13 protein-coding genes and 1 tRNA gene are annotated in these 12,208 nt (G+C 39.0%); 8 read left to right on the plus strand and 6 right to left on the minus strand.

What is annotated here, in order from left to right; all coding sequences use genetic code 11:
- Positions 1-253 precede the first annotated feature (253 nt).
- Both M1381_02595 and serS read right to left on the minus strand, forming a co-directional pair.
- Positions 254-340 (minus strand) — tRNA-Ser (locus tag M1381_02595).
- A 7-nt stretch (positions 341-347) separates the two neighbouring features.
- Positions 348-1,634, minus strand: coding sequence for a serine--tRNA ligase (serS, locus tag M1381_02600; GenBank protein MCL4477978.1), 1,287 nt, complete (start codon positions 1,632-1,634; stop codon positions 348-350).
- 177 nt (positions 1,635-1,811) lie between these two features.
- Here serS and M1381_02605 point away from each other — a divergent pair, with 177 nt between their 5' ends.
- The 8 genes from M1381_02605 to M1381_02640 all read left to right on the plus strand — a co-directional run bounded on the left by M1381_02605 (position 1,812) and on the right by M1381_02640 (position 9,268).
- Entirely contained in the window at positions 1,812-2,177 is a 366-nt protein-coding gene (locus tag M1381_02605; GenBank protein ID MCL4477979.1) for a hypothetical protein, read from the plus strand.
- Positions 2,178-2,336: 159 nt separating this feature from the next.
- Entirely contained in the window at positions 2,337-3,008 is a 672-nt protein-coding gene (locus M1381_02610; GenBank protein MCL4477980.1) for an HD domain-containing protein, read from the plus strand.
- A gap of 144 nt (positions 3,009-3,152) precedes the next feature.
- Positions 3,153-3,815, plus strand: coding sequence for a hypothetical protein (locus M1381_02615; protein MCL4477981.1), 663 nt, complete (start codon positions 3,153-3,155; stop codon positions 3,813-3,815).
- On the plus strand, positions 3,815-4,693 hold the full coding sequence (locus tag M1381_02620) for a RimK family alpha-L-glutamate ligase (protein MCL4477982.1): 879 nt from the start codon (positions 3,815-3,817) through the stop codon (positions 4,691-4,693). The genes M1381_02615 and M1381_02620 overlap by 1 nt, the downstream gene beginning before the upstream one ends.
- A 75-nt stretch (positions 4,694-4,768) precedes the next feature.
- The gene (gene rmuC, locus M1381_02625) at positions 4,769-6,088 is read left to right on the plus strand and encodes a DNA recombination protein RmuC (GenBank protein ID MCL4477983.1); all 1,320 of its coding nucleotides are present in this window, start codon (positions 4,769-4,771) and stop codon (positions 6,086-6,088) included.
- Positions 6,089-6,311: 223 nt separating this feature from the next.
- Positions 6,312-6,587, plus strand: coding sequence for an alpha/beta hydrolase (locus M1381_02630; protein MCL4477984.1), 276 nt, complete (start codon positions 6,312-6,314; stop codon positions 6,585-6,587).
- Between the two features lie 155 nt (positions 6,588-6,742).
- Positions 6,743-8,062, plus strand: coding sequence for a cytochrome ubiquinol oxidase subunit I (locus tag M1381_02635; protein MCL4477985.1), 1,320 nt, complete (start codon positions 6,743-6,745; stop codon positions 8,060-8,062).
- Positions 8,063-8,074: 12 nt separating this feature from the next.
- Positions 8,075-9,268 carry a hypothetical protein gene (locus M1381_02640; GenBank protein MCL4477986.1) on the plus strand — a complete coding sequence of 398 codons (1,194 nt, stop codon included), beginning with the start codon at positions 8,075-8,077 and terminating at the stop codon, positions 9,266-9,268.
- 29 nt (positions 9,269-9,297) lie between these two features.
- Here the strand turns inward: M1381_02640 and M1381_02645 are convergent, their stop codons facing one another.
- The 4 genes from M1381_02645 to M1381_02660 all read right to left on the minus strand — a co-directional run bounded on the left by M1381_02645 (position 9,298) and on the right by M1381_02660 (position 12,157).
- Complete coding sequence (locus M1381_02645) at positions 9,298-9,996, minus strand: class I SAM-dependent methyltransferase (protein ID MCL4477987.1); 699 nt, start codon at positions 9,994-9,996, stop codon at positions 9,298-9,300.
- A gap of 40 nt (positions 9,997-10,036) precedes the next feature.
- Positions 10,037-10,732, minus strand: a complete 696-nt coding sequence (locus M1381_02650) for a glycosyltransferase family 2 protein (protein ID MCL4477988.1) — start codon at positions 10,730-10,732, stop codon at positions 10,037-10,039.
- A gap of 410 nt (positions 10,733-11,142) precedes the next feature.
- Positions 11,143-11,733 (minus strand): NAD(P)H:quinone oxidoreductase, encoded by a 591-nt coding sequence (gene wrbA, locus M1381_02655; protein ID MCL4477989.1) that lies wholly within the window; start codon positions 11,731-11,733, stop codon positions 11,143-11,145.
- 16 nt (positions 11,734-11,749) lie between these two features.
- On the minus strand, positions 11,750-12,157 hold the full coding sequence (locus M1381_02660; protein ID MCL4477990.1) for a DoxX family protein: 408 nt from the start codon (positions 12,155-12,157) through the stop codon (positions 11,750-11,752).
- Positions 12,158-12,208 lie beyond the last annotated feature (51 nt).

Consider the following 12,208-nt stretch of genomic DNA (forward strand, 5'->3'; position numbering starts at 1 on the left):
GAACCAAACACAACCTCAGGTGCAAGGGCCATCAATAGAAGGGTTAATATACAGTTTACAATAGAATAACGGAACTTTGCTGTTCCGTATAACATGGATATCGTGTTTGAAAAATGGAGAACACTGTCAAGATTCAAGCCTCTTTAAACCCAAAAATTGCGATGGGAAAGTCCAGCAGCAGATCTTGAAAATCTTATCCTGGTATGCAGCCTCTAATGGCAGCCGGCATTAAAAACCAAGACCTTATAAAAAACGGAGAGGGTGGGATTCGAACCCACGTTCGCCTTCCGACGAAAACCGCTTAGCAGGCGGTTGCCTTAAGCCACTCGGCCACCTCTCCACGATGATTATTTATGTTTTAACGAAGGTATAACTGTAATACCATTCATGTATCGATGCAAGACCTCCGGAATTATTATACTCCCGTCTTCCTGCTGGTAATTCTCCAAGATAGCCACTACAGTTCTTCCAATGGCAAGACCGGACGCATTTAGGGTATGGACATACCTCGGTTTCTCACTCCTTGCAGGTCTATATTTTATATTTGCCCTTCTTGCCTGAAAATCTTCGAAATTACTGCATGATGATATTTCCAGATATTCATGCTGCCCCGGCAGCCATACCTCTATATCATAAGTTTTAGCTGATGAAAAACCAATGTCACCTGTACAAAGATTTACAACCCTGTAATGCAGACCAAGCCTCTTCAATGGTTCTTCCGCATCAATTAAAAGCGCTTCATGCTCATCATAAGATGTTTCCGGCTCGACAATTTTCACAAGTTCAACTTTGTTAAACTGATGCTGTCTGATTAATCCTTTAGTATCCTTTCCATAAGAGCCTGCTTCTCTTCTAAAGCATGGTGAATATGCTGTGTAATATTTAGGCAGAGATGCCTTATCAAGGATTTCATTTGCATGAATATTTGTGACAGGGACTTCAGCAGTAGGTATAAGATATAACTCTTCATCCTGTATCTTAAAAAGATCATCTTTGAATTTCGGTAACTGTCCCGTACCTCTCATACTTGTTTCATTAACCATGAAAGGGACATAAACCTCCGTGTATTTTTGCTCATAGATGTGCATATCAAGAAAAAAATTCATAATCGCCCTTTCAAGGATTGCACCATGACCAAAAGAGATAGAGAAGCCTGATGCAGTTATCTTGGCGCCTCTTTGAAAATCAAGTATACCGAGTTTAATTCCGAGTTCATTGTGTGTGTATGGCGTAAAATCAAATGACCTCTTTTCACCCCACGATTTGACAACCTGATTATCTTCGCTCGTCCTTCCGTAAACAACGGATGAATGCGGAATATTGGGGAGCATTAACAAAAATCTATTAATTTCTATCTCAAGCCCGTTTATGATATTGTCGATTTGTTCAGTCTCTGCACCTATGGATTTTACTTCTTCTAACAATACCTGATTATCTTCGCCTCTTGCCTTTTTTGTACCTATATCTTTTGAAATAATGTTTTTTTTATGTCTTAATTCTTCAACTCGTTTGAGAAGCTCAAGCCTTTTATTGTCCATATCATAGAAAGACTTTAAGGGAATATTCATGGCCCTTTTAGCGATTGCATCTTCTACAATTTTTCTGTTTTCTCTTAAAAATTTTATATCAAGCATGGATTTTGCTTTAACATCAGTCTTTTGGCTCGTCAACATATAATCTTTCAACGTAAAAATAACGAACGCATTATTTACTTGCTTGTTTTAATGTCTCTGCTAAAGAAATACAAAGAAAGTTATTGACATAAAAACGATGCTGGGTAGTATTCTCATAATTATTAGATTAAATTTATGATGAAAAATAAAAAAATCTTAAGATTGTTTTTATTAGTTTTTACCGTTATATTTAGTCTTTCGCCATACAACGGTTATACAGCTACAATAAAAGCCAAAACGATCACCACAGCACTTATAAATATTAACATCGCCAGTGAAGTACAGGGGTATTCTTTAAGACATCTTACAAGATATGATAATAATGATAAAGAATACGCTATATGCGACGATCCTGACTCAAAAAATGATGCGCACGCATTTATTTGCACTACAAACACTGCAGCTCATTTAGAGCAATACCTTAAAATCGGCAAAATAAGATATGTTTATATATGTGGATATCAGTTTATCCTGCAGGTTATGAGTGAGATCCTCACATGTTAGGATATGTTTATAGCGATTATTCTTTGGTGCAATCTACGGCTGCATCTTTTCACTTTCTCTCTAAATTCTATCAATCTTGTCTTTTTAATAAAACCGCTTCACATCTCGATTTTCCCGACAAACTATCTTTTAAAATTAAATGTTCAAAAGGAGCATATCATGAAAATCTATACTCTCCACACTAACCGTGACGAGATAAAGCTCAGTCTAAAATCTGCACTGCACATTTTTAATTCCATCTGCCCTTTCAGATCATGGAGAAGGTATGAACACTCCGTAAGGGTAGGGTTGTATGCGGCATCAATTGGTAGAGGATTGAAACTAAATGAAAAACAGATAATACAATTACAGATAGCAGGCATATTTCATGATATAGGTTTTATAGGTATAAATGATACGATTCTCGAAAAAAAAACGCCCCTGTCACAGGATGAAATTTTATCTATAAAAAAGCACCCATACACTGCAATAAAGATTTTAGACTACATGAAACTGTCCGATTACATTATAAAAGGTGTTTTACAACATCATGAATGTTATAATGGCAAAGGGTATCCCTCAGGGTTAAAGGGCGACCAGATCAGTTTACAGGGCAGAATACTCTTTTTAGCCGAGGTATTTGATGCCATGACAAATAACGCCCCATATCGCAAAGCAGAACCCATTGACTCTGTAATCGATTTTATAAAACGGATGAAAGGCAGCATATTTGATCCTACAATTGTAGATGTTACCTTAGGACTGGAGGAATTTTCCAGCATTTACTCATGCAAAGATTCCATCCCAGAATACCCTATCTATAAAAATATAATACAGGATTTGAATAGATAACGGCTTAACCAAAAATTGCAATAGGGGTGCGGATGCGGGTTTTAAAACCGCGATCCACTTGAGATGCTTAAAGTTTTTCTTCTCGATCATCATTAAAAATCCTTGTTACAAATTTTTACAATCTGTGATAAGATTTAAATCTATATGAATAATAAATGTATTTTAATGATGTGCGTTTTGCTATCACCGGTTATTTGGATACGACAACTTCATGCAGCCAGCACAAAGTCTGCTATTGTAGATAGTATAGCCGTACATATAGAAGGGGTTGGTGTTATAACTCGTATGGAGCTTGTTCAATACGCTGCTTTAAGTTCTGTCATTGATTATGGATACGATAATAGTATTAAAAAACTCAAAGAAAAACAATTTATAAAAACTTATGAAAATAAGCTTATCGATAGATTGCTCATGTTGAAAGATGCACAACTCTTGTCTATAAAAAACCCCGGACAAACGGAAGTTAATAATATGATACAGGATTTGAAATCAATGTTTCCGGGAGAAAAATACTACAATGAGTTTTTAAAACATTATGCGATTACAGATGCCGGCCTAAAAAAATACATGAGCGATGAATTGATTTTAAAACAATATATTCATGATGAAATAAGTGTGCTGGTTAACGTAAACGATACTGATATTCGAGACTATTATAAAAACCATATAACAAGTTTTAAAGGTGTGAGTAAAGAAGATGCTTATAAAAGTATAAAACAGATACTCCACCATAAAGCTTATGAAAAAGTTTTAAAATCATGGATAAAAACACTTAAGCAGCATAGAGAAATCATAATACTTTATTGATGCGAATATTAATACTCTCAAAGAGATTATCCATTTATTCAACTAAAAGACTTGCTCAGGCCGCAAGGTCACACGGGCATTCTGTGAGAGTTATTGATCCTTTAAAACTCAACATAGCCATAGTTAATGGGAAAAAGATTGTTAAGTATAAAGGTAAGGATGTAAAAAAGCCCGACATCATTATCCCAAGAATATCCGGAAATGTTAATAGTTTTAGTCTGGCGGCAGTAAAACAGTATGAACAGACCAATACAGTGATTCTAAACAATCCTTTTCCTATATCCATTGCAAGGGATAAATTTATGAGTATTCAATATTTACTGGCAAATGGTGTAGACGTTCCTGCAACTGCAATGATAAGAAACCCGGAAGATATTGATTCAGCTTTAAGCATGGTAGGAGGCCCACCAGTAATCCTGAAGCTTATTGAGGGTCTTCAAGGCATAGGGGTTATACTTGCTGAATCAAGAGATTCTATAGAATCGACAATCAATGCGTTTTTCAGCCTTGGCCAGAACATTATACTACAGCAATTCATTTCAGAATCAAAAGGAAGGGATATAAGGATATTTGTAGTTGGAGGAAATGTGGTGGGTGCAATAAAAAGGATTGCAAAATCTGGAGAGTTTAGAACCAATATACATCGCGGTGCAAATGCAGAATCTATAATACTCCCAGATTCATATAAAGAAATAGCACTTAAAGCTGCATCCACCATAGGACTGGATATCGCAGGTGTCGATATTATCGAAAGTTCCTCAGGTCCCAAAGTCCTTGAGGTAAATCCATCCCCTGGTTTTGAGGCAATCGAAAAAATAACAAAAAGCGATATAGCATTGGAAATCATTAAATATGCAGAGAGTAAATCAAAACTTTAGATTGTAAAACTTTTTACAAACATGTTATTTTTATATGTACATTTTGGATTTACATTAAGTTTATAGGAGGCTTCGATGTTAGAGATAACCGTTATTTCGCTGGTCCTTATTGTGGCAGCAGTCATAATGTTGGTTTTCATATTATTCCGAAACCATGATAGCAGATTTTTAAGGCTTGAATCACTTATTGAAACCATAACAAAAAATCAAGATAAGACTGAATACTCTATCAGAGACGAAATATTGAAAAACAGGGAAGAGGGAAATCTTAATGCAAAACAGCAAAGAGAGGAGGCGAATACCTCTTTAAGACTATTCAATGACTCCATTCTCAAGAACATGTCCGAAATTGCCACATTACAAAAAAATCAGCTTGATATATTTGCGGCCCAATTATCCAATCTAACTCAGTCAAATGAGCAAAAACTTGAAAAGATGAGAGCAACTATTGAAGAAAGGATAAAACTGCTGCAGGATGATAACAATCAAAAACTTGAAAAGATGAGGGCAACCGTGGATGAAAAATTGCATGAAACACTCGAAAAAAGGCTCGGCGAATCTTTTAAACAAGTTAGTGATAGGCTTGAACAGGTTCACAAGGGTCTCGGGGAGATGCAATCTCTTGCAATGGGCGTAGGAGATTTAAAAAAGGTATTAACAAATGTAAAAACAAGAGGCACATGGGGAGAGGTCCAGCTTGGTTCATTACTTGAACAGATTCTTACAATAGAACAGTATGCAAAAAATGTTGTTACAAAGAATGGTACCAGAGAGACTGTTGAATTTGCTATAAAACTGCCGGGACATGATGAGAACAAAGATGCAATATGGCTGCCTATTGATGCAAAATTCCCTCTTGAAGACTACCAAAGGCTTATTGAAGCACAGGAAAAGACTAACTTAGAACAAGTAGAACAGTATTCCAAACAACTCGAAATAAGAATTGAAGCGGAGGCAAAGGATATAAGTGAGAAATATCTTGATCCACCGAATACAACGGATTTCGGTATTCTGTTTTTACCTGTAGAAGGCTTGTATGCAGAGGTAATCCGAAGACCAGGGCTTGTCGACAGATTACAGAGAAAATACAGGGTAAGCATATCCGGTCCTTCAACATTAACTGCATTATTAAATAGTTTACAAATGGGATTCAAAACACTCGCCATAGAGAAACGCTCAAGCGAGGTATGGGTTTTACTTTCAGCCGTTAAGCAGGAGTTCGTTATTTTTGGGTCAATCCTTGATAAGACTCAAAAGAAACTTCAAGAGGCAAGTAACACCATAGAAGATGCTTCAAAGAAATCCCGCACGATAGAGAGAAAGTTAAAGAATATTCAGCAAATCCCATCATCCCCGATCCTTAACCTTCCGGACAGTGATGAAGAGGACAAGTAATTCTATACCCGGATAACGCATACTCTCTGCGTATAAACGTGCGGAGTTAAAAAAAGTGCCGGGCAGTTATCATTTGTCATTCTAAAAACGAGATCATTCACTTCGTTTCAAACAGCCTTCAAACTACTTTACCTGTAAAGGTTTTGCGGACTTCACTGTTTTTTGCATTTTTGGATTGACATGCACATGTCATTGCGGGTAAATTCCCGTAAGGAGGTGGGTTGTGACAGACACAATAGTTATGATCCATGGCATGTGGGGCAGCAGCTGGTATCGGGAACGCTACAAAAAGTTCTTTGAATCCAGAGGATATGCATGCATAACGCCGGTCCTAAGATTTCATGATATGAATCCAAAGGCGGTACCGACGCCGGAACTCGGTACAACGAGTTTGCTCGATTATGCTGAAGGCCTCGAGAAAGAAATAATAAAACTTCCTTCGAAACCCATACTCATAGGACATTCAACAGTAAGGACAGGATCACACCGGCGACTATGATAAAATATATTGCGGAAAAGTACAAAATTCGTTTCAATGTATAAAGAGTTTGAACGCCATGCACTCTGGGTCGTCACAGAACCTTGCTGGCAGATGTAGCCGGTTATGTGTACGACTGGCTTAAAAAATATGCTGACTGAAAGGAGGTCCCGGTTATGTATCCGGTATGGCAATTGCCTGTTATAGGTTCTGCGCTTGTAATCGCATTTATTGCGTCATTCCATATACTCCCCTCACACCTTGCAACATCTGCATTCTGGTTTAATGTTTATGTAGAAAACAAGGCTTATAAACAAAACAGACCGGAACTCCTTGAATTTATAAAAAAGTACGTTCTTACGATCCTGATCTTCTCTTTTGTATTCGGTTCACTCTCGGGTATTGGAATATGGTACAGCATAACGGTTTCAAATCCCAGGGGCATCTCTGCTTTAATCCACAACTATGTGTGGGGCTGGGCAACAGAATGGGTATTCTTTGTTATTGAGGTTGTTGCCATCTATGTTTATTATTATACCTTTGAAAAGGTTGATAAAAAGACCCACCTCACAATAGGTTTGATATACGCAATCGGTTCATGGATTAGCATGATTATCATAACAGGCATTATTGCGTTTATGCTATCACCCGGCAGATGGCTCAAAACAGGCGGGTTTTTTGATGGGTTCTTTAATCCTACATACGTACCACAACTGCTCATGAGAACATCTTTTATGTTTGCGGTGGCAGCACTGTATGCCATTGTTGTTGCAGCAACATTAAAGAACAAAGAAGTGAAATCGTTTATTATAAGAAGGGCATCTATATGGGGCATTGCAGGTACGTTATTGGGTTCATTATTTTTTATATGGTATTATAAGGCACTTCCACATGCAGCAAAAGAGATTGCGGATATGACACCGCTAATACCAAAACTTATACCTCATATTGTTGTTGGGAGTCTTATAGTATTGATGCTCTGGTTTATCTTTACCTTGATAAAACCGCACTGGGCTAAATTGGTCCCTGGCATTATTGCCATATTAATATTGCTGACAGGTATATTCTCAGCAGAAAGCATGAGGGAACGTATCAGAAAGCCGTATGTCATAGACCATTATATGTATTCAAACCAGATCATATCAAACGATATACCGTCAAAGCGTGTTAAAAGCGAAATACCCGAAATCAACTCACAGGGCATACTTCACTACTCGTATTTTGTACCTGCGGGTTTACAGAACATCAATGATATAAACATGCAGCAGGCAGGAGAGGTAATTGCACGGATTGAATGTTCTGCCTGTCATACACTTCAGGTACATGGATGGCTAAGACCGCTCCCGGAAATGGTAAAAAAAGCGAGACTTAACAATGTTGATGATGCAGAGGCGATTATCGGTTTTCTTAATGCATTCCCGTATATGCCCAAATTCGCAGGCACTGACATGGAGAAGAAGGCACTGGCAGTATATCTTGTAAGCCTTTACAGATAAACGGAGGTTGATATGAATATTTCTGAAATGTTAAAATCATTGCAGGACCCGGTAGGGATACCGTTTTATCCGTTGGCGTTCCAGATACTTCTCGTATTGACATTCGCCCTGCATATTGTTTTTGTTAATTTTGTTATCGGCGGATCTTTTATGGCTGTGTACTCTTACTTCCGCACCGGTAAGCACTACAGGGCATTATCAAAGGCATTTGCAAAGGCCACTACAATAAACTTATCCCTTGCCATTGTCCTTGGCGTTGCACCCCTGCTTTTTATACAGGTAATCTATGACCCGTTCTGGTATACATCGAACGTGCTTTCAGGATCATGGATGATAGGGATACTGTTTGTTCTGATGTCAGCTTTCTCTTTTGCTTACACATTTTATCTGAAGCTCGACAAAGGAAAGAGTCATATTGCAGTATGGGGCATACTTGCATTTCTCCTTGTCATCCTTGCTGCTGTTATCATGCACGCTGTTTCGTATCAGGCACTGCTCCCTGAAAAATGGTTTGAATGGTATACGAATAATAACGGCGTAAACCTGTACGGTACCAGACTCCATGCATTTCAATTGCCGCGGTTCCTTCATTTTATTGCCGCCTCGTTTGCACTCACCGGTGTTTTTATGATGCTCTATTCATGGTACTTCTGGAAAAGGGAAGACATGGATAGTACTTATCTTGCATGGGTCGGCAAAACAGGTGCGGAAATGGCCGTTTTCTTTACGGTCCTGCAGATGGCTGCCGGTGTATGGTGGCTGCTGAGCTTACCCGCTACGTTCCATCTTTATACTAATTATATGTTTTTAACCGGTGTGTCTTTCGCCATTATCATGCTGCTCGCACTGATAAAGGCACAGACAGATCCAAGAAAATATGCATTACCTGTTGCGTCAATCATGGTGATCACCGTGCTGGCAATGTCATCTTTGAGAGAGGTACTGCGCATGCTTTATGCGGGGAAATACAACTATTCAATCTACAGCTATAAATTGAACCTGAGTTATGACAGCACGGCGCTTTTTCTCGCAAGCTTTGTGATGGGGCTCATCATTGTAGGATACATGCTCACGGTCGTTTTCAAGATGGGCAGGTCATCAAAGCCCGTTGAGCTTTCATCATTGAAGCTGAGGACGTGGAGTGTATATCTGATGATTGCGTGGATATTGATTATGATCGGCATCGGTGCGGCAATAACCTCGTGACCGTAAAACTGTCGCATATTTGAAAAGATTCAGATTGGTGGTAACCTATTCTTTTTTTTACCGGATTTATCTGTTTTTCTTGCTACTACAAACAGAGAGAGTCCAAACGGTATCCTGATATGCCTTTCTATAAATAACCACGGTCTCATTAAGTGAACAAGTTTTACCTGAATATTGGGAACCGCCTGTCTTTTCAGGATCCTCGAATTTATAAACCAACCAAAGGCACCCGGCAAATTTATAAACCTCATTTTCTCTATGATAAATCCTGCTTTCTCAAGCTTGTCTATAAGCTCTGCCTTTTCGTATCTGCGAAAATGACTGATCGCCTTATCAATACTCCCGTAAAGTATATGATGTGCAGGTACAAGCAATAATAGCCGTCCATCCGTCTCAAGCAGGTCATGCATCTCATGAAGCGCATTGTCATCATCCTTGATGTGCTCAAGCACATTAAGACAAACTACGGTATCGATCTTTTCAACGGCGTCTAACGGGTCTTTTTCAAGATCATACTTTAACACCTTTATATTCTGATAGTGGGCATAAAGACTTTTTAGCCTGATTAAATATTTGTCCTCTATGTCTGTTAGATAAAGAATTCTTGATTTGAGAAATAGATATTTACTTATATTGCCTATCCCGGAGCCAACTTCAAAGATGTTTTGTCCGAGAAATGGTTTTATGTATTCAAATAGGAACCTATTATAAAAATTTATCTTACCCATTGATACCAATGTTGAATATCCAGGATTTATTTTATCAATATCAGAAAAAAAAACCATACTTTACAATAGTCCATAAGGCTATTATTCCATCCTTCCAACCAATCTTTTTGCCTTCCTCGAGCGTTCTGCCTTTATACGATATTGGTACTTCATAAATACGGCACCCTATTTTTGATACCTTGGCTGTGATTTCAGGTTCAAAACCAAATCTATTCGATCTGATCGGTATTATCTTGAATATATCGGCTCTAAAAACCTTATAACATGTTTCCATGTCCGTAAGATTGATATTGGTAAAAAGGTTGGATAAGAACGTAAGGAAGTGGTTAGCGAGCGTATGACGGAACAACAATACTCTTCTTGGATAGCCTGCAAATCTTGAGCCGTAAACAACATCAGCATCACCATTAACTATTGGACTTATCAAATTGGGATATTCGGATGGATCATATTCAAGATCGGCATCCTGTATAATCACGATATCCCCGCTTACATGCTGCTGGGCCGTCCTTATTGCTGCACCCTTGCCTTTGTTCTTTTCATGATACAGGAATACATGATTATCCTGTCCTGCTTTTTCCTTTTCTGCTAATTTTAAAATATCACGTGTTCCATCTGTAGAGAAATCATCGACCATGATGATTTCTTTATCGAGTGCAACTGATTCTACCCTCTTTAAGAGTTCCTGAATTGTGGTAACTTCATTATAAACAGGTATAATTACAGAAAGTTTCATTTAGTTCTTCGCCTTTATGTGAGTTTTTTCTATATTATTTTTAAAGTCAAGTTTTTTATCGATAGAATAGGTAGCACCCATTGATGCCTCGAACGGACAGACTTCCATATTGCGTTCTTTTGGTTAAATGCCGGAATGAGTACGGAAGTAGTTTTTACTGTAGAACCTGAGCTTCATACTGATATCAAAGGTTGCGTAATCACGCGACATATGGGTTATACGTATGCCTGCCCCAGGGTAAGGGGGATAAAGACTAAACATCATCTTGAATAAAAAGAGTTTTACATTTTTAATCAAATCTTTTGACATAAACTATGCTTCAATAAAACGCAGTTTTTTGTTGTTGCAATTGTTGTCAGACCTCAGACCGAGGGGCGGCATACATTCCGCCCCTCTAAAAACACTGAATATTATTTCCCTGCGAGTTTCTGTGAGACCTTTGCGAGGTTTTTGCCGAACTCCTGAGCAAGCCTTTTTTCTTCCTCGCCCACAGGTTTTGAGCCGTCTCCGGAAACATACGTTGGCCCGTAGGGATCACCCGATCCTTTGATCGTGTAGCCCATGGGCATGATCAGCATGCCGTGATGGTATGCAAACGTACTTAAGGTAAGTATGGTTGTTTCATGGCCTCCATGAGGTGTTGATGCACCGGTAAAAAATGCGGCTACCTTGCCTGCAAGCGCACCCTTGGCCCACAGAGGTCCGGTCTGATCGAGAAAATTCCGGAGTTGGGCCGTAGTATTGCCAAACCGCGTCGGCGTGCCGAATGCAATACCGTCCGCCCATTCTAGGTCTCCGAGTGCTGCTTCTGTTATATCCTTTTGCAGCGCGTGACCGGCAGAAAGCCCCTGGTTGCCCTTGACAACATCATCCGGTACCAGTTCTTTTACCTTCCTCAGCCTTGTTTCAGCGCCGGCCTCTTTGGCCCCTTTTTCTATCGCCTTTGCAAGTTCAAGGGTATGTCCGTACGCTGAATAGTATACAATCGCTATCTTTGCCATCGTGTCCTCCTTTGTATTATTTTTTATCTATACTGTATTTACCGGCACCAAGGAGTGCTATGTATATGGCACCGCCGATAAGTCCGATGTTCTTCAATAGATTGAGCATCTGTTCCTGTTTCATCATGGGATTCGTCGCGTGGAGCATACCGAGAAAATGTATCTGATATGTTACCGGGATGAGGAATATAATCAGGATGATTGCACCATAGGATATCTTCCATCCCAGCAGTATCGATATGCTCCCGACAAGAAGCATCAACCCCGTTACAATGATAGCGAGCTTCGGGAATGGTACGCCCGCAGACGCCGCGTAACCTGCCATGGCATTGATCTTCGTTAAATGATCCACAGCACCGAACGCGAATATCAGGGAGAACAAAACTCTGCCGATAAGCAACAACCCGTTTTTGTATCTTTCCATAAAACCCTCCTTTTTTATTTGTTGACTTTATTATAGGTATTTATAGTTATA

The sequence above is a fragment of the Deltaproteobacteria bacterium genome (assembly GCA_023382265.1).
Lineage (GTDB): Bacteria > JAMCPX01 > JAMCPX01 > JAMCPX01 > JAMCPX01 > JAMCPX01.